This is a genomic window from Sulfitobacter alexandrii, from assembly GCF_001886735.1.
GTDB classification, from domain to species: Bacteria; Pseudomonadota; Alphaproteobacteria; order Rhodobacterales; family Rhodobacteraceae; genus Sulfitobacter; species Sulfitobacter alexandrii.
Window position 1 is genome coordinate 1,629,431 of the sequence record NZ_CP018076.1, and the last position, 18,244, is coordinate 1,647,674.

The following is an 18,244-nucleotide window of genomic DNA, read 5'->3' on the forward strand; positions in this document are numbered from 1 at the left end:
GTACTCCGGGGTTTGGGGCGGAGCCCCAAGACATCATGAATCGCATGCGGCGCAGCCGCACCTTCGGGTCACTTCTCCCCGGGTGACCACCACCAGACTTCCGGCATGAAATTCGGCCCGTCCCCGTAAAGCGGGATGTGATCGGGATACCTCATCTCGGCCCGGTGGGCGATCAGCCCCTCGTCGAACTGCCAGAACGGGATGACGTAGCGCCCGGCGGTCAGCACCCGGTCGAGCGCGCGTACCGCGTTGGTGAAATCCTCGGCCTCCCGCGCGGTGAGCATCCTGTCGATCATCGCGTCGGCGGCGGGGCTTTGAACGCCCATCAGGTTGCCCGAACCGGGTTCCGATGCGGCGGCGGTCCCCCAGTAGTAGCGCTGTTCGGTGCCCGGGCTGAGCGACAGCGCGCGGCGGAAGGTGGTCATGTCGAAGTCGAAGGTTTCCAGCCGCTTGGTCATCTGCGCGGGGTCCACGACCTCGACCCGCGCCGCGATCCCGAGCCGTTCGAGCGCCTGCACGTACAGATCCGCGATCTTCTCGGAGCCGCCGACATCCAGGCGGCTGCCCTTGGACAACGTGATCTCGACCGTGAGCGGCCGGCCTTCGGCATCGCGCATCACCCCGTCTTCGGCGGAATAACCCGCCGCCTGAAGCTGCTTCATGGCGTGGCGGATGCCCGCGCGATTGCGGACGGACCCGTCGCCCTCCGGCAAGGCGTAGCCGCTCAGCGTACCTTCGGGCAACGTGTCCTCGAACGGCGCCAGCAGCGCCGCCACGGGGGCCGGCGCGGGGCCGGGGCGCATCGCGAGGTCCGAGTTCGAGAAGTACGAGGTGATCCGCGGCAGCGCGCCGCCGGTCAGCGTTTCGTTGATGTACTCGAAATTGAAGGCCCAGATCATCGCGTCGCGCACGCGCCAGTCGTCGAAGGGCGGCCGGCGGGTGTTCATCACGAAGCCGGTCATCCCCGACGGCTTGGAGTGGGGAAAGGTGGATTTCACGATCTCGCCACGCTGGACCGCGGGAAAGTCGTACTGTGTCGCCCAGGTCTCGGCGTTGAATTCGCGCACGGCCGAGATTTCGCCGGCCTTGAAAGCCTCGAACACGACGTTCGCGTCGCCGTAGAAATCCAGCCGGATCTCGTCAAAGTTGTTGGTGCCCCGCCGAAAGGGGATATCCGCCCCCAGTAGTCGGGGTTGCGTTCCAGCGTGATGTAGCGGCTGGCGGCGTAGTCGGTGATGACATAGGGACCGCTGCCCAGGGGCACCTCCTGCAGGGGGGCGTTGGCGAAATCCTTGCCCTCCCATTGCGCCTTGCTCAGGATCGGGCGCATGCCCGCCAGCAGGGCCAGTTCGCGGTTGTCGGTGTTGAAGGTGATGCGCAGGGAACGGGGGCCGGTCTGTTCGATGGTTTCGATCTGGTTCCACAACCCGGCATAGCGCGGGTGCCCTTCGATGCCGAGCAGTTCGTAGGAAAAGATCACGTCGGCCACGGTCACCGGGCTGCCGTCAGAGAATCGGGCCTCCTCGCGCAGGGTGAATTCGACCCAGGATCGGTCCTCCGGGACGTCGATTGATTCGGCCAGCAGACCGTAGAGCGCGAAGGGTTCGTCCCAGGATCGGCCCATCAGGGTCTCGTGGGTGAAGAAGGGCAACTGCCAGGGAACGGTGCCTTTGCGGACATAAGGGTTGAGGCTGTCGAAGCCGCCGGAGTTTCCGAGGACGATCCGGCCCCCCTTGGGCGCGTCCGGGTTCGCGTAGGGCAGGGACACAAAATCAGGTGGGAGAGCGGGGTCACCGTACATAGATATCCCGTGCATCGGCTCCGCCTCGGCTGTCGCGGCAAGGAGAATCAGTGAAGAAAATGCCGCAAACGCCCAAGCTCTCTGGAAAAAATGAATCAGCATTTTCGCAACAATCTCCGCCTGCCCTTGTTTTGTTGGGGCCTTGAATAGCTGGGGTTCGAGGGCACTTCAAACTTTATGCTTGGCGAAAGGCGCGAGATTGCTTATACATAGGGCACTGCTCGATAGGTTTCTTGCCTGTATGAAACCTGCCTCAATAACTTAACGCCAGCTTCGTGCTGGCGTTTTTTTTTGGCGGACCGCCCTGCGGCGTGGGCCGTGCAGGTGTCGCCGGCGTGCGCATCTACAGGAATGGTTCCCGCGCGCTTTGCACCGCGCTATTCAGGGTGAAACATTCCCGCCTGCGGCGCGTTCCCTTTGCAGATGCAGCAGGGCATGATGCAATGCAGCATTTCAATCAGGAGACATCATCATGGCCTATACCATCGACCTTACCGGCAAGACCGCCGTGATCACCGGGTCCAATTCCGGCATCGGGCTGGGAATCGCCTGGGAACTCGCGCGTGCGGGTGCGGACGTCGTTCTCAATTCCTTCACCGACCGCGAGGAAGACCACGCGCTGGCCAGGGAGATCGCGGAGGAGACCGGTGTCACGGCGCGCTACATCAAGGCGGACATGTCCAAGGGGGACGCGTGCCGACAGCTCATCGCCGACGCGGGGCGCTGCGATATCCTGATCAACAACGCCGGTATCCAGCACGTGGCGCCGATCCCGGATTTCCCGGTGGAGAAATGGGATGCGATCATCGCGATCAACCTCAGTTCGGCCTTTCACACGACCGCCGCCGCCCTGCCGATGATGCGGCAGGCGGGGTGGGGCCGGATCATCAACATTTCCTCGGCACACGGGCTGACCGCCTCGCCTTTCAAGTCCGCCTACATCGCCGCGAAGCACGGCATCGTCGGCCTGACCAAGACGACCGCGCTGGAGACGGCGCAGGAACCGATCACGGCGAATACCATCTGCCCCGGCTACGTTCTGACCCCGCTCGTCGAGGCGCAGATCCCCGACACGATGAAGGAATACGACATGTCGCGCGAAGACGTAATCAAGAACGTGATGCTGGAACGTCAGCCCAGCAAGGAATTCGCGACCGTCGAACAGCTGGGCGGTACGGCGACCTTCCTGTGCTCGGACGCCGCAGCGCAGATCACGGGCACCGCCATCAGCGTGGACGGCGGCTGGACGGCGCTCTGATGGCGAAAGGCAAGAGCGGCAGGAAGCGGATCAATCTGGCGCTGCAGGGCGGGGGCGCGCATGGCGCCTTCACCTGGGGCGTGCTGGAGCGCTTCCTGCAGGATCCCGACCTGGAGATCTGCGGCATCTCGGGCACATCCGCCGGTGCGCTGAACGGGGCCGCGCTGAAGGCCGGATTCGTCGCCGGGGGCGCGGAGGGTGCGCGCGAGAACCTGGCCTGGCTGTGGCGGCAGGTGTCGGGGGTGGCGGACCTGCGCCTGCAGTCGTGGATGGCCCCCTTCGGCATCGCTGCGGTGAGCCAGGCGTTGGAGTATTCGTGGCCGGTGGCGATCGGCGATGCCGTGTCGAACGTGACCTCTCCCTACGTGTACGGGCCTTTCTACCGGAACCCGCTGACCGACATCGTGTCGCAGATGGATTACGACCATGTCTGCAACGGGGTCGCGCCGCTTCTGTACATATGCGCGACGAGGGTGCGCAACGGCAAGATCCGGGTGTTTTCGGGCGACGAGATCGGGCCGGAGGCAATCATGGCCTCGGCCTGTCTGCCGACCGTGTTCCAGGCGGTCGAGATGCACGATGCCGAAACCGGGCAGACGGAGGCATTCTGGGATGGCGGCTATACTGGGAACCCGGCACTGTTTCCCTTGTTTGGCAAGGGGTTGCCGGACGACATTGTCGTCATCAACATCAACCCGCTGGAACGGCATGATCTGCCGCGCACACCCAAGCAGATACAGAACCGGATCAACGAGATCAGTTTCAACTCGAGCCTGCTGCGCGAGCTCAGGGCGATCGAGTTCGTGCAGCGTCTGATCGACAGCGGCCGGGTGCCCGAAGGCGCGATGCGCCGGGTCAGGGTCCACATGGTCGCGGATGACGCGTTGATGGAAAAGCTGTCCGTTGCCACGAAACTCGTGCCGCTCCCCGCGGTGATCGCGACGCTTTACGAAGCGGGGCAATCGGCGGCAGACCGGTTTCTCGAGATGCACAAGGACAAGATCGGCGTGGAAAGCAGCGTCGATCTGCCCGAGATGTTCGGCTAGGCGGAGCCACGCGCGACAGGTTCTCTCAGGAAAAGGTGGCGCTAGTCCCGGGCGGGCAGGGCTTCGGGCAGGTCGTTCTTGTCGCCCCGTTGGGGCGGATAGACCAGCCCGGCCGAGATCACCAGCTTGGCCGCGTCTTCCACCGTCATGTCCAGTTCGATCACGTCCCGCTTGGGAAAGAACAACAGGAAACCTGAGGTGGGGTTCGGCGTCGTCGGTACGAACACGCTGACCATCTCGTCCGTGGGGTCCGACTTGTCCGCCACCTCGCCCTTGGCGGTGGTCGAGATGAACCCCAGTGCCCATATGCCCCGCCGGGGATATTCGATCAGGCAGGCCGTTTCAAAGCTGCGTTCCGACTGGGCGAAGATCGTCTCGGAAATCTGCTTGATCCCGGAGTATATGGTGCGCACCACCGGCGTCCGTTCCACGAGGCTTTCCGCGAAACGGATCAGCGACCGGCCGATGATCCCCTTGGCCATCCAGCCCACGATGATCGTGAACACGAGGAAGATCACCACGCCGAGGCCGCGAACATTGATCTGGACGTCCGGGTCGAGCCCGAGGAAATCCTGCAGCATCCGGTCGGGATGGTATCCCTTGGGCACCAGCGGCAGGACAAATCCGTCGATCCAGCCGACGACGGACCAGATCAGCCATATGGTCAGGCCGACGGGTGCGATCACCACCAGCCCGGTCAGAAAGGACGCCCGCAGGCGCGCGACCAGTCCGGGGCGGCGTGGTTCGGAAGGGTCGATGTCGAATGGCGTGTTCATGGCTGTCCCGGCAAGTCGTCACATAGCTAAGCCGTTTGCGCGCCTGCCACAATGCCGGGTGCGCGTTTTCCTTCTGAAATCAGGCGCGTCGCCCGGAGATTACGCGGCCTGGCGCGCGATCTCGGCGGCGATCCCCGCGGCCAGCCGGGCGTTGTTGCGCACCAGGGCGATATTCGCGGTCAGCGACCGGCCGTCGGTCAGCTCGAAGATGCGCTGCAGCAGGTAGGGCGTGACCGCCTTGCCACTGATTCCATGGGCCTTGGCGTCGGCCTGGGCCTGGGCGATGACCGGGGCCATCTCGGCCGCCGGGATCTCGTCTTCTGCCGGGATCGGGTTGGCCACCAGCTGACCGCCCGGCAGGCCGAGCGCGGCGCGCAGCGTGTGGGCTTTCGCGATCTGCGCGGGGTCATCCATGCGCAGCGGGGCCTTCAGCGGCGAGGACGCGGACCAGAAGGCGGGAAAGCTGTCCTGGCCCACCGCGATCACCGGCACGCCCTGGGTCTCCAGCACTTCGAGGGTCTTGGCCACGTCGAGGATGGCCTTGGCGCCGGCGGCGACGACCGTGACAGGCGTCTGGGCCAGTTCCATCAGGTCGGCCGAGATGTCGAAGCTGTCTTCGGCACCCTTGTGAACTCCGCCGATCCCGCCGGTCGCGAAGACGGCGATGCCCGCCAGACGCGCCGCGATCATCGTGGCGGCCACGGTGGTGGCGCCGGTCCCGCCACGCGCGATGCAGGCGGCAAGGTCGGCGCGGCTGAGCTTGGCGACGTTGCGCGCCTGGGCCAGGGCATCGAGCTCGGTGGTCTCCAGCCCGATGTGAAGCTGTCCGTCCAGTACCGCGATCGTGGCCGGCACCGCGCCTGCGGTGCGGATGTCCGCCTCGACAGCGCGGGCGACCTCGATGTTCTGCGGATGCGGCATCCCGTGCGTGATGATGGTGCTTTCCAAGGCGACGATGGGCGTGCCCGCCGCGCGGGCTTGGGCCACTTCGGCGCTGAAAGTGAGGGGCAGGGTCATATGAGGGTCTCTCCGGACACGTAAAGGGCGGTGGCGTCGAGCGCCTGCTGCAGGGCGGCTTCGGCCTTGATGCCGCCGCGTTCCGCCGCGATATGGGCGGCCATGAAGGTATCGCCTGCGCCGGTGACCCGCGCCACCTGCACCTGCGGTGGGGTCTGCGTGTGCATGCTGTCGGGGTCGGCCACGGTGGCGGGATTGCTCCCATCGGTCACCACCACGCGCGCCGCGCCCCGTGCGAGAAGCCCTTCGGCCGCCGCGCGGGAATCGGCGAACACGCGCTGGCAGAGCAGTCCTGCCTCCTCGAGATTCACGTAGAGCGTGCCGCGACCGGTCTTGACGAACGGGGCGAGACGCAGCGCCTTGCCGGGCGAGGCCGGGGCGACACGCAGGTCGGCCTCGGCCAGAAGCGGGCTTTCGGCCATGAGACCCAACAGGTCGATGGTGAGATTGCCATCGAGCGCGACCGCCCCGGTAAAGGGCTTCGGCAGGCGGCCATCGCCGAGCGGGCCGAGAATCTTGTCGCCCGCGGCTTCGAGCGAGTGGGCGTCCGCGACCGCCGCGATCAGCCCGTTGGCCCCTTCGACGGCCATGTAGCGGTCGGTCGGCAGGTCGTCGGAGCGATAGATGAAGTCCGTCATCAGCCCCCGCACCGCGCAGGCGGCCATGAGCTCATCGCCTTCCGGGTCGCGGCCCACGGCGGAGAGCAGGGCAGGTGCAAGGCCGAAGCGTGACAATGCCATGCCGATGTTCAAGGCCACGCCGCCGGGCAGACGTGTGATCCGCCCCGGCATGTCGGAGCCTTGTCGCATGGGCTTGTCGCAGCGACCGATGATGTCCCATAGGACCGCGCCGATACAGAGGATGTCAGGGGACCGGGATGGCGTCATGGCACGGGTTTACCCGCGCGCGGGCGACCTGCGCAAGCCGGTCGTTGCGGAAGTCCGGCGGCGTCAGCCGGGAACCTCGAAAGTCAGCGCCGCCCAGAGCGTTTCCCACACCGGCGAATCCTCGGCCTGGCCGGCATCCGGCGCCTCGCGGAGCGTTACCGCGTCAAACAGGTATTCATGCCCCGGCGTGACCGGAATGCGCGCGATGCCTTCCGCGTCGGTCCGGTGAAGCGTGATGCTCACGCTGTCGTCCGGCGCGCGGTCGAAGACCTCCACCTGGGCATCGGGACGCGGCGCGCTGTCGTAGGTCAGCTTGACCTCCATCGGCCCTTCGAAGCCCGGCGCATAGGGGTTCGTCAGGGCGGTGAACTCGGTCGCGAGCCCCACCGTCTGGTCCGCGCCCGCGCCGCTGCCCACCGCGATCAGCGCCTTCACGTGCCGCGTGTAACGTTCGCGCACGCGTTCCTTGCTCCAGCCGTTGGCTTCGTGGGTGGCGAGGGCGTTCTTGAAATCCTTGTGCTCCGTGAAGCCGACGAATTTTTCCCATTCGCGGTAGGTGACGTACTGGGGCGTGGATTCGTAGACCACCGCCACCAGCGCATCGTCGACAGGGGCCTCGACATCGAGCGCGGGCCGATCGCCCGCCCGCGGTTTCAGCCGCGTGCCGACGCCATCGGCCACCATCACGTAGAGGTGGGTGCTCTTGTTGAAATACGCGAGAATATTGCCGACGAATTGCTCCCCGTTCCTGAAATCGCCCTGTATGGTGCCGCCATTCTCGACTTGATAGTCGAGCGGTTCGATCCAGAATTCATGGGACAGGGCCGGCGAAAAGGGCAGGGCGCAGAGCGCGACTGGCAGCAGGAAACGGGGCAGGTACATGCGAAATACTCTCACTAGGATGCTGTTCAAGCTGGCAGCGCTGGTCCTTTTGTCAAGTGGGCTGGCGGTGTTCGGGATGCGGGCGGGGGCGCATGAATTGCAGCCCACCATCGCGGATCTGACCGTGACCGGAGACAGGGCGGACCTTGTGTTGCGTATCAATCTGGATGCGTTTCTCGCCGGGATCGACCTCGATGGCATGGATGACACGGACAACGCCGAGAACGCGGAAAGCTACGATGCGCTGCGCGCGCTGCCGCCCGAGCAGATCGTCACCCGCCTTCCGGCGCTGCTGGAGCGATGGAACGCCCTGCCGCTGCTGAGCGCGGACGGTGCGCCTGTCCCGCTGCGCAGTGCGCGCGTCGACCTTCAGGACGACATCGGACCCGAGTTCGCACGCCTCGCGGACTGGACGCTGCGCGGGAGCGTCGATCCGCGGGCTGAAGTCGTGCAGGTCACCTGGCCCGACGGCGGCGGGGCGCTCGTGCTGCGTCAGCAGGGGGTCGAGGAACCCTTTACCGGCTATCTCGACGGGGGGGAGACCAGCCCCGAGATTGCGCTGCAGGGCGGTGCCGAGCAGAGCGGGCTGGGCACGTTCGTCGGCTACATCCCGGTGGGATTCGATCACATATTGCCCAAGGGGCTGGATCATATCCTCTTCGTGCTGGGGCTTTTCCTGCTGTCGACCCAGCTGCGGCCGCTGGTCTGGCAGGTCTCGGCCTTTACGCTCGCGCATACGGTGACGCTGGCACTGGGCGCGCTGGGGCTGGTGCGGGTGCCGGCCGAGATCGTCGAGCCGCTGATCGCCGCATCGATCGTTTATGTCGCGGTCGAGAACATCTTCTTTCACCGGCTGAGCCGGTGGCGGCCGCTGGTGATTTTCGGCTTCGGCCTGCTGCACGGGCTGGGCTTCGCGTCGGTGCTGGGGGAATTCGGGCTGCCGCCGGGCCAATTCCTCCCGGCGCTCATCGGGTTCAACGTGGGCGTGGAACTGGGCCAGCTTGCCGTCATCGCCCTTGCGGCGCTGTTGCTGTGGGGTGCGGTTCTGGCGGCACGCCGGGCGCATCTGGAGGGGCAGGAGGAACTGGTGACGGAATACACGGTGATGTTCCGTGCCGTTTCGGTGACCGGCTCGCTCATCATCGCGCTGATCGGGGCCTACTGGGTGGTGGAGCGCGTGTTCCTGTAGCGCGCGCCCGCGTCCTCGCGGTGTCTCAGCCCATCGCGGCGATGAGCGTGCCCAGGGCGGCGGCCGGATCGTCCGCGGCCCAGATCTCGTCCCCGATGCCGAAGAAATCGGTGTAAGGCGCGAGTTGCCGCATCATGTTCGCGTCAAGCGCGCCTTCGGCCACCACGGGCACTTCGATCACCTCCGACCACCATTGAAAGAGATCGGTCTCGGCGTGGCTTCCATCTCCCAGCGCCGAAGGCTGGACCGGGCCGAAGCTGACATAGTCGGCGCCCGCTTCTCCGGCGGCCATGCCTTCGTGCTTGGAAGGGCCGCAGAAACTGCCGACTATGGCGTCCTCGCCCAGTTCCTTGCGGGCATGGCGCACGGTCCGGGCCGCGTCGTTCAGGTGCACCCCGTCGAGACCCAGCCTTTCGACCATCAGCAGGTGATCCGAGATCACAAGTGCGACGTCGCGGGCGTGGGTGACGTCGCGCAGGGCGTCGGCGGCGCGGGCCAGCCGATCCTCGTCCCGGGTCGAGAGGGCCAGCCGGACACAGGCCACGGGATGGGCGTCCAGTACCGTTGCCAGGCGGGCGGGGAAGGTCCCCAGTTCGATCTCGGGCGGGGTGATCAGGTAGATCTGCGGCTTTTCGGGCGTGTCCATCCGGGGCGTCCTTTGCGGTTCCTGGCGGTCTGCGTACCCCAAGCCGCGGGGAAATGAAAACCTTTCTTGCGGGGCCTTGAGGCCGACGGTAAGAGGCCCGCATGAGCCAGCCCGTCAGCCCCCCGTCCATCCCGGCCTTCGTGCTGGTGCGCCCCCAGATGGGCGAAAACATCGGCGCCGCCGCGCGGGCGATGTGGAACTTCGGGCTCGATCACATGCGGGTGGTCGCACCGCGGGACGGCTGGCCGAACCCTTCGGCCGTGGCGATGGCCTCGGGCGCGGGGCGGCTGCTGGACGAGGCGCGGCTGTGTTCCGACCTGCCCGACGCGCTGGGAGACTGCGATTTCGTGCTGGCGACTACCGCGCGCAGCCGCGACATGACCAAGCCCGTATTCTCCCCCGAAGCCGCGATGACCGAGGCGGCGCGCCGCATTGCCGACGGCCAGCGCGTCGCGGTGCTCTTCGGCCCCGAACGCGCGGGGCTCGAGAACGAGGACGTGGCGCGCGCCAATGCCATCGTGTCGGTGCCGGTGAACCCCGCGTTCCCCTCGCTCAACCTTGCGCAATGCGTGCTGCTGATGGGCTACGAATGGCGCCGTGCCACGGCGGAGGTTCCGGCGGTGACGACCGAGATGGCGGGCACCGACTGGGCCAGCGGCGAGGAGGTCGAGCACCTCGCGGCACATTACGAGGAACGGCTGGAGGAGGCGGGCTTCTTCTTTCCGGCCCACAAGGTCGGATCGATGAAGCTGAACCTGCGCAACATGTGGTCGCGGATGCCGATGACGCGGGCCGACGTGCAGATGCTGCACGGGATGATGCGCCAGATGGTGCGCTGGAAGGAACGGGGCGACTAGGCCCGCCCCGACCGCCGGTGCGACACCGTCGCCCGCGGCAGGACGCCTTGCCGCACTGGACCTTGGCCGCGCCGTGACCTACCAAGACGGCAACAAGCAACCGAGGCGGAATATGGCTGAGAAGCGCAAGTTGTTCGAAGAGGTGGCGGAGCCCGCCACGACGCGGCCCGTTGTCGAGACCGGGGTCATAGATAGGGGCAGGGGGGCTGGCCGGCGCGCGATGCGGGTCTGGCTGATGATCCTGTTCGCGCTCGTATTTGTCATGATCGCGGTGGGCGGCATGACCCGGCTGACGGACTCGGGCCTGTCGATCACCGAATGGCGGCCCGTGACCGGCGCTCTGCCCCCGATGACCGAGGCGGACTGGCAATCGGAGTTCGAGAAGTACCAGGCCATCGACGAATTCCAGGTGCAGAACTCCTGGATGGGGCTGGATGATTTCAAGCGCATCTACTGGTGGGAATGGGGCCACCGCCAGCTGGGCCGGGTGATAGGACTGGTCTGGGCGCTGGGATACGCGTGGTTCGCGCTGCGCCGGCAGGTGCCCGGTGGCTGGCACCGGCGGCTGCTTCTGCTGGGCGCGCTTGGCGGCGCACAGGGCGCGATCGGCTGGTGGATGGTGTCCTCCGGCGTGACCAGCGGCGAAGGGGTGACCGACGTGGCCAGCTACCGTCTGGCGACGCACCTCGGCCTTGCCTTCATCATCATGGGGTTCATCACCTGGTACATTCTCATGCTGGGACGGTCCGAGCGCGATCTCATCCAGGCCCGCCGCGCCAAGGAAGCGCGGCAGTTCGGGATGGCCACAGGCCTGCTTCACCTCGCCTTCCTGCAGATCCTGCTGGGTGCGCTGGTGGCCGGGATCGACGCGGGCCGGTATTTCATCGACTGGCCCCTGATGCAGGGACAGTTCTTTCCGCCCGATGCGTTCAACCTGATGCCGGCCTGGCGCAATTTCTTTGAAAACGCGGGACTGGTGCAGTTCATCCACCGGATGACCGGCTACCTGCTGTTCGTATTCGGCATCGTCGTGTGGATGCGCGGGCGGCGGTCGGCACATGCGACCACCCGGTTCGCCTTCAACGCCGTGATGGCGGCGCTCGCGCTGCAGATCGTGCTGGGGATCACCACGGTGCTTTATGCCGCGCCGGTGCACATCGCGCTTACCCACCAGGCGCTGGCGGTCGTGTTGTGGGTGCTGATCCTGCGCGCGCGCTTCCTGTCCGCCTATCCCGTCGCCACATCCCTGAGAGGTAAATGACCATGACCGCCTACGATGACCTGATGGCATTCCAGCGCGAGACCGAAGCCCTTGCGCAGGTGGCCGGCCGCCTGGGCTGGGACCAGGAGACGATGATGCCGCGCGGTGCCGCGCCGCAACGGGCAGAAGAGATGGCGGCGATGGAATCGGTGTTGCATGCGCGGCGGATCGATCCGCGCGTGGCTGACTGGCTGGCCAAGATCGACGACGGCGCGCTCGACCCGGTGGGGCGTGCGAACCTGCGCCATATCCGCCGCGACCACGAGCGCGCGTCCAAGGTGCCCGCGCAACTGGCGGCGCGGATCGCGCGCGTCACCTCCGAGGCGCAGGGCATCTGGGCGGAGGCACGGGCCGCGGACGACTTTTCCGCCTTCGCGCCCACGCTGACCGAGGTGATCGCGCTCAAGCGCGAGGAAGGACAGGCGCTGGCCACCGACGGCGACGTTTACGACGCCATGCTTCAGGACTACGAGCCCGGCACCACGGGTGACCAGATCGCGTCGATGTTCGATGCGCTGCGTCCCGAACTGAGCGAGCTGCGTGCCGCCGTGCGGGCCGCCGAAGCGCCTCCGAGGCTGCAGGGGAGCTTTGACGAGGCCGCGCAGATGAAACTGACACGGCATCTGGCCAAGACGTTCGGCTACGACATGTCGATGGGCCGGGTGGACAAGGCGGTGCATCCGTTCTCGTCGGGCTCGGGGCTGGACGTCCGGATCACGACCCGGACGAATCCGGCTGACCCGTTCAACTGCTTCTATTCCACCATCCACGAGGTGGGCCACGCCGCCTACGAGCAGGGCATCGACCGCGCCTACCTGCTGACGCCTCTGGGCAGCGGGGTCTCCATGGGCGTGCACGAAAGCCAGAGCCGCATCTACGAGAACCAGATCGGGCGAAGCCGTGCCTTCACGTCATGGCTCTTCGGCCAGATGAAGGACGCCTTCGGCGACTTCGGCATCGCGGACGCCGAAACCTTCTACCGGGTCGTGAACCGTGTGAACGACGGTTACATCAGGACCGAGGCGGACGAACTGCAATACAACCTGCACGTGATGCTGCGGTTCGACCTGGAGCGGGCGCTGGTCGCGCACGACCTTCAGGTGTCCGAAATGGAGGCAGCGTGGAACGACCGGTTCGAGGCCGATTTCGGCTATCCGGTCGACAAGCCGTCGAACGGTGTCCTGCAGGATGTCCACTGGTCGGTGGGGTTGCTGGGATATTTCCCCACCTATTCGCTGGGCAACGTCTATGCCGGCTGCCTGCACGAGGCGATGCGCGCGGCGCTGCCCGATCTCGATGCCAGCCTGGCGCAGGGCAATACGGAGCCTGCGACCGCGTGGCTCCGGGCCAACGTGCAGACCCACGGCGGATTGATGGAGCCGCGCGAGGTGATCGCCCACGCCACGGGCAAGCCACCCACCGAGTCGCCGCTGCTGGCTTACCTGAGGGCGAAATTCACCGAAATCTACGGGCTCTAGCGGGCCGTGGGCGTTTTTTCGCCAAAGAGCTTCTATTATTTGTGCGGTTTTTTTGTATCAGCAGGTGCAAATGCCGCCGACATGGGTTAGAGGCCTTTTAGTGACAATCGATCCGTGTCATAAGCATTGTGAACAGAAATACTCTTGGGAGTTTGGTCCAGATGAGAAAGATTTTCGCACTCACCGCAGCTGTCGCGATGTCCGTCGCCGCAGGTGCATCCGCACAAACGACCGCACAGGCGTCTGTCCTGGGTGAAACCGGCAACCCGCAGTATCCGCTGCGCGTGCAGGGCACCAACGGCCAGATCTATTCCTGCGCGTCCGAAATCGAAACCGTTGACGGCGTGCGCGCACGTCGCTGCATCCAAGATGGCGACGCAGGCCCGCTGTTCGCTTCGGGTGCCGGCCTCGCAACCGGCGGTGCAGTCGCAGCCGGCGCGCTGCTGCTGGTCGTTCTGGCTGCCAACGATGGCAGCTCCAGCACCACCACCACCACGACCGACAACTGATCGTCAACTTCGGTTGACGCCTTCCCCAAAGGGGCAGGTATAGAATCAAGCACCTCCGCGCAGCATCGCGGGGGTGTTTTTCGTTCGTGGTGCGCCAAGGATCCATGAACTGAGGGTTCAGATGCCGTTCCGCAAGAAGAAGGCGCCACCGGTATTCCGGAGGCGCCTTTGCATTTCTCACGTCTGGCGCAAAAGCCTGCGCTGAGGTCCGTGTCAGTCGGCAGGTGTTTCCGTGCCCTCGTCGTCCACGTCGGCATCGCCCTGATCGGCGATCCACGCGACACTGACGACCTCTTCGCCCTTGCCGGTGTTGAACACCTTGACCCCGCCGGCCGAACGGGAGCGGAAGGAAATGCCATCGACGGGCACACGGATCGACTGCCCCTTGGAGGTCGCCAGCATGATCTGGTCGTCCATCTCCACCGGGAAGGAGGCGACGATGTCGCCGGACTGCATCCGCTTGTCCCAGGCGGTGACACCCATGCCGCCGCGGCCCCGCAGCGGGTAATCGTGGGACGAGCTGAGTTTGCCCGCGCCGCCCGCGGTGATGGTGAGAATCAGGTTCTCCGCTTCGGACATCTCGACATAGCGCTCCATCGGCAGGATCGCGTTTGCATTGCCTTCGTCGTCATCCTCGACCTCGACCTCGGCGTCGTCGGCCAGACCGGCCATCGCGCGACGCATCTTGAGATAGGCGGCCCGTTCATCCGACAGGGCGTCGAAGTGACGGATCACCGACATGGAGACAACCCTGTCGTCACCCGACAGCTTGATCCCTCGCACCCCGGTCGAGGCGCGCGAATTGAAGACGCGGACGTCGTCGGCGCGGAAACGGATCGCACGGCCGGAGTTGGTGGTCAGCATGACGTTGTCGTCGTTCGAGGCGATACGTGCGTTGATGAGCTTCCAACCCTCGCTGTCGCCCTCGAACTTCATGGCGATCTTGCCGTTGCGCATCACGTTGGTGAAATCGGAAAGCTTGTTCCGACGCACGGTGCCGTGGTCCGTGGCAAAGACGACCTGAAGATCGTCCCATTCATCCTCGTCCCGGTCCACCGGCATGATCGCGGCGATGGACACGCCCGTGGGGATGGGCAGGATGTTGACGATCGCCTTTCCCTTCGAGGTGCGGCTGCCCTGCGGCAGGCGCCAGGTCTTGAGCTTGTAGACCATGCCTTCGGTGGTGAAGAACAGAAGCTGCGTGTGTGTGTTGGCGACGAAGAGCGTGGTGACCACGTCGTCCTCTTTCAGTCCGCCGCCCGACAGGCCCTTTCCGCCGCGCCGCTGGCTGCGGAAATCGGCCAGCGGTGTCCGCTTGATGTAACCGCCGGAGGTCACGGTCACGACCATGTCCTCGCGCGCGATCAGGTCCTCGTCTTCCATGTCGCCGGACCAGTCGGAGATTTCCGTCCGGCGGGGCACCGCGAAAAGATCCTTCACTTCGCGCAGCTCGTCCGAGATGATGCCCATGATCCGCTCGCGCGAGCCGAGGATCTCGAGGTATTCCTTGATCTTGCCGGCGAGTTCTTCCAGCTCGTCGGTCACTTCCTTGACGCCGATCTGGGTGAGGCGTTGCAGACGCAGCTCGAGGATGGCGCGGGCCTGTGTCTCGGACAGGTTGTAGGTGCCGTCCTCGTTGGCGGTGTGGGTCGGATCGTCGATCAGGGCGATGTATTGCAGGATGCTTTCGGCAGGCCAGCGGCGGGTCATCAACCGTTCGCGTGCCTCGCCCGCATCTGCCGAGGCGCGGATGGTGGCGACCACTTCGTCGATGTTGGTGACCGCGACGGCCAAGCCGCACAGGATGTGGCTTCGCTCGCGCGCCTTGCGCAGCAGGTAGGCGGTCCGCCGGGCCACGACATCCTCGCGGAAGTCGATGAAGCAGGTCAGGAACCGCCGCAGCGTCAGGGTTTCGGGGCGGCCGCCGTTCAGCGCCAGCATGTTGCAGCCAAAGGAGGTCTGCATCGGCGTGAAGCGGAAAAGCTGGTTCATCACCACTTCGGCATTCGCGTCGCGCTTGAGTTCGACCACCACGCGCACGCCGTTGCGGTCGGATTCGTCCTGCACATGGGCGATGCCCTCGATCCGTTTTTCACGGGCCTGTTCGGCGATCCTTTCGATCATCGTGGCCTTGTTCACCTGATAGGGAATCTCGTCGATGACGATGGCCCAGCGATCCTTGCGCAATTCCTCCAGACGGGTCTTGGCGCGGACGATGACGCTGCCGCGCCCTTCGAGATAGGCTTTGCGGGCGCCGGAGCGGCCAAGCATGATGCCGCCGGTCGGAAAGTCGGGGCCCGGCACGTAGTCGATCAACTGTTCCGATGTCAGGTCGGGATCGTCGATCAGCGCAAGACAGGCGTCGATCACCTCGCCCAGGTTGTGGGGCGGTATGTTGGTCGCCATGCCGACGGCAATGCCGCCCGCGCCGTTGACCAGCATGTTCGGAAACCGGGCAGGCAGGACCGAGGGTTCCTGCTGCTTGCCGTCGTAGTTGTCCTGAAAGTCGACGGTTTCCTTGTCGATGTCGGCCAGAAGATAGGCGGCGGGTTTGTCCATCCGCACTTCGGTATAGCGCATGGCCGCCGCGTTGTCGCCGTCCATGGAGCCGAAGTTGCCCTGGCCGTCGAGCAACGGCAGGGACATGGAGAAATCCTGCGCCATGCGGACGAGCGCGTCGTAGATCGCGCTGTCGCCGTGCGGGTGGTACTGGCCCATGACGTCGCCCACAGGGCGGGCGGACTTCCGATAGGCCTTGTCGTGGGTGTTCCCGGTCTCGTGCATGGCGTAGAGGATGCGCCGGTGCACCGGTTTCAGCCCGTCGCGCAGGTCAGGGATGGCGCGGCTGACGATGACGGACATCGCGTAGTCCAGATAGGACGTCCGCATCTCGTGTTCGATGGTGACGGAGGGACCGTCGAACTCGGGCCGCTCAGGCGGCATTTCGTCTTCGTTTTCAGGCGTTTCCGGCGTGTCGTTCACGTTGTCTGCTCTGCTTCTGATGGCGATCTAGATATTGTGATTTTCTATAGCAGAAGGGGCATATCGGGTGCAATGCGGGATGCCCCGCGTTCTCTGGCAGCCATCTGTGTGGAGTGACAACATACTGTTTTTGTTGAAAATAAATTCCGGCGTGGCAATCTGGTCTGAGTGCAGCAGCAAGGAGAGGTCGCAAATGGCCCAGACACACGTGCCGACGGAAACGGAACTGATGCTGAAGGGGTACGGCCTGACAACGGCGGAGTTTTTTTACCGGATGCCGGATTATACCCATGTCCTGAATTCCTACATCTGGCAGGATTACGATCTTGCGCCGGATCACCCCAAGCTTTTCGGCTTCGTCGAGTTCTGGCAGAACAAGATCGAGGGTCCGTTGCACTCGGTGCGGTTCACCCATCGCAAGCTGATCGGGCCGGGAGAATGGCAGAACCAGGTGGGCGAGTTCATCCTGCACTAGACCGCTGACGCAGCGTCGTCGCGATTTCGCTCTCGTGTGGGGAAACCCGGCGTTAGGCTGGGTGCGACACAGGAGGGGGAGCGCGATGAAAAGGCTGCTGGTCGATCAGAAGGATATCACGCAGGTGCGGCTGGAGGACGTCGCGTCTCCGGCACTGCGGGAAGGCGAGGCGCGGTTGCGGCTGGAAAGCTCCGCCGTGACCGCCAACAATGTCACCTATGCCGCCGTGGGGTTCGACATCGGCTACTGGAAGTTCTTCCCCACGGGGATAGACGGGATGGGCCAGGTGCCGGTCTGGGGCGTGGCGGAGGTGGTGGAAAGCCGCAGCGACGCCCTGGCAGAAGGGACGCGGCTTTACGGTTTCTTTCCGCTGGCGGAGGAGTTGGTGATCGTCCCGCAAGACGATGGCCACGGCGTTGTCCTCGACACGGCGGCGCATCGGGACGGGCTGCCCGCGGTCTACAACCGCTACGTCGCCGTAAAGGCCGGGACGCCGGAGCAGGATCACCTGCGTGCGCTTCTCCAGCCGCTGCTGGCCACGTCCTACCTGCTGTTCGACTGGCTCATGGACAATGATCGTTTCGGGGCGGAACAGATCATCGTCGGTTCCGCGTCTTCAAAAACGGGTCTGGGGCTGTGCAAGTACCTCGCGGAGCCGCAGACGCGCGACTACCGGATCGTCGGGCTGACTTCGGAAGGGAACCGCAGCTTTGTCGAGGGGCTGGGTGCCTGTGACAAGGTGCTGAGTTACGACGAGATCGACAGGATCGCGCAGGTGCCGTCGGTCTATGTGGACATGTCGGGCAATGCCGAGGTGAAGCTGAAGCTGCACAGCCATCTGGCGGAGGTTCTGACACATTCCGCCGCCGTGGGCACCAGCCATTGGGACCGGTTCCGCCCGCAGAAGGGTCTGCCGGGACCGAAGCCGCAGTTCTTCTTCGCCCCGTCCCAGATCGCCAAGCGGCGCGAGGAATGGGGCCCCGGCGAAATAGAGAAGCGGATCACTGCCGCGTGGAAGCGGCTCGCGGCGCAGGCCGGTGACTGGATGACGGTTCGGGTGCATGACGGGATGGAGGCCGTTCCGCAGGTCTACAGCGACCTCGCAAACGGGCGGGCCGATCCAAGGGACGGGCACGTGATCCGCATCTGAACGCTTGTCTTGAAAGAGGCCGCCGCTTAT

General features: G+C 65.2%; 15 protein-coding genes and 1 pseudogene. 9 read left to right on the forward strand and 7 right to left on the reverse strand.

What is annotated here, in order from left to right; all coding sequences use genetic code 11:
* Nucleotides 1–68: 68 nt before the first annotated feature.
* Nucleotides 69–1,801 (reverse strand): annotated as a pseudogene (locus BOO69_RS07890) (extracellular solute-binding protein).
* Nucleotides 1,802–2,285: 484 nt separating this feature from the next.
* Here BOO69_RS07890 and BOO69_RS07895 point away from each other — a divergent pair.
* Both BOO69_RS07895 and BOO69_RS07900 read left to right on the forward strand, forming a co-directional pair.
* Nucleotides 2,286–3,059 carry a 3-hydroxybutyrate dehydrogenase gene (locus BOO69_RS07895; protein ID WP_216637023.1) on the forward strand — a complete coding sequence of 258 codons (774 nt, stop codon included), beginning with the start codon at nucleotides 2,286–2,288 and terminating at the stop codon, nucleotides 3,057–3,059.
* Nucleotides 3,059–4,105, forward strand: coding sequence for a patatin-like phospholipase family protein (locus tag BOO69_RS07900; RefSeq protein WP_071971672.1), 1,047 nt, complete (start codon nucleotides 3,059–3,061; stop codon nucleotides 4,103–4,105). The genes BOO69_RS07895 and BOO69_RS07900 overlap by 1 nt, the downstream gene beginning before the upstream one ends.
* Nucleotides 4,106–4,146: 41 nt before the next feature.
* Here BOO69_RS07900 and BOO69_RS07905 read toward each other — a convergent pair whose 3' ends face one another.
* The 4 genes from BOO69_RS07905 to BOO69_RS07920 form a co-directional block, all read right to left on the reverse strand.
* Complete coding sequence (locus BOO69_RS07905; RefSeq protein ID WP_071971673.1) at nucleotides 4,147–4,881, reverse strand: DUF502 domain-containing protein; 735 nt, start codon at nucleotides 4,879–4,881, stop codon at nucleotides 4,147–4,149.
* Nucleotides 4,882–4,980: 99 nt separating this feature from the next.
* Nucleotides 4,981–5,898: a pseudouridine-5'-phosphate glycosidase gene (locus BOO69_RS07910; protein ID WP_071971674.1), complete on the reverse strand. Its 918-nt coding sequence runs from the start codon at nucleotides 5,896–5,898 to the stop codon at nucleotides 4,981–4,983.
* Nucleotides 5,895–6,785: a PfkB family carbohydrate kinase gene (locus BOO69_RS07915; RefSeq protein ID WP_071971675.1), complete on the reverse strand. Its 891-nt coding sequence runs from the start codon at nucleotides 6,783–6,785 to the stop codon at nucleotides 5,895–5,897. The genes BOO69_RS07910 and BOO69_RS07915 overlap by 4 nt, the downstream gene beginning before the upstream one ends.
* A gap of 63 nt (nucleotides 6,786–6,848) precedes the next feature.
* Complete coding sequence (locus BOO69_RS07920) at nucleotides 6,849–7,667, reverse strand: DUF4198 domain-containing protein (RefSeq protein ID WP_071971676.1); 819 nt, start codon at nucleotides 7,665–7,667, stop codon at nucleotides 6,849–6,851.
* Here BOO69_RS07920 and BOO69_RS07925 point away from each other — a divergent pair.
* The gene (locus BOO69_RS07925; RefSeq protein WP_071971677.1) at nucleotides 7,666–8,856 is read left to right on the forward strand and encodes a HupE/UreJ family protein; all 1,191 of its coding nucleotides are present in this window, start codon (nucleotides 7,666–7,668) and stop codon (nucleotides 8,854–8,856) included. The two genes, BOO69_RS07920 and BOO69_RS07925, sit on opposite strands and share 2 nt — an antisense overlap.
* Before the next feature lie 25 nt (nucleotides 8,857–8,881).
* Here the strand turns inward: BOO69_RS07925 and BOO69_RS07930 are convergent, their stop codons facing one another.
* Complete coding sequence (locus tag BOO69_RS07930; RefSeq protein WP_071971678.1) at nucleotides 8,882–9,502, reverse strand: thiamine phosphate synthase; 621 nt, start codon at nucleotides 9,500–9,502, stop codon at nucleotides 8,882–8,884.
* 101 nt (nucleotides 9,503–9,603) lie between these two features.
* On the opposite strand from BOO69_RS07930, the gene BOO69_RS07935 reads away from it, so the two are divergent.
* The 4 genes from BOO69_RS07935 to BOO69_RS07950 all read left to right on the forward strand — a co-directional run bounded on the left by BOO69_RS07935 (nucleotide 9,604) and on the right by BOO69_RS07950 (nucleotide 13,607).
* Nucleotides 9,604–10,359 carry an RNA methyltransferase gene (locus tag BOO69_RS07935; protein ID WP_071971679.1) on the forward strand — a complete coding sequence of 252 codons (756 nt, stop codon included), beginning with the start codon at nucleotides 9,604–9,606 and terminating at the stop codon, nucleotides 10,357–10,359.
* A 112-nt stretch (nucleotides 10,360–10,471) separates the two neighbouring features.
* Nucleotides 10,472–11,620 (forward strand): heme A synthase, encoded by a 1,149-nt coding sequence (gene ctaA / locus BOO69_RS07940; RefSeq protein ID WP_071971680.1) that lies wholly within the window; start codon nucleotides 10,472–10,474, stop codon nucleotides 11,618–11,620.
* Nucleotides 11,621–11,622: 2 nt separating this feature from the next.
* Entirely contained in the window at nucleotides 11,623–13,098 is a 1,476-nt protein-coding gene (locus tag BOO69_RS07945) for a carboxypeptidase M32 (protein WP_071971681.1), read from the forward strand.
* 161 nt (nucleotides 13,099–13,259) lie between these two features.
* Nucleotides 13,260–13,607 (forward strand): hypothetical protein, encoded by a 348-nt coding sequence (locus BOO69_RS07950; RefSeq protein ID WP_071971682.1) that lies wholly within the window; start codon nucleotides 13,260–13,262, stop codon nucleotides 13,605–13,607.
* Nucleotides 13,608–13,820: 213 nt separating this feature from the next.
* On the opposite strand, the gene gyrA is transcribed toward BOO69_RS07950, so the two are convergent.
* Nucleotides 13,821–16,550, reverse strand: a complete 2,730-nt coding sequence (gyrA, locus tag BOO69_RS07955; protein WP_083545650.1) for a DNA gyrase subunit A — start codon at nucleotides 16,548–16,550, stop codon at nucleotides 13,821–13,823.
* Nucleotides 16,551–16,782: 232 nt separating this feature from the next.
* Here gyrA and BOO69_RS07960 point away from each other — a divergent pair, with 232 nt between their 5' ends.
* Nucleotides 16,783–17,064: an usg protein gene (locus BOO69_RS07960; RefSeq protein ID WP_071971684.1), complete on the forward strand. Its 282-nt coding sequence runs from the start codon at nucleotides 16,783–16,785 to the stop codon at nucleotides 17,062–17,064.
* Between the two features lie 85 nt (nucleotides 17,065–17,149).
* Complete coding sequence (locus BOO69_RS07965) at nucleotides 17,150–18,214, forward strand: DUF2855 family protein (protein ID WP_071971685.1); 1,065 nt, start codon at nucleotides 17,150–17,152, stop codon at nucleotides 18,212–18,214.
* Nucleotides 18,215–18,244 lie beyond the last annotated feature (30 nt).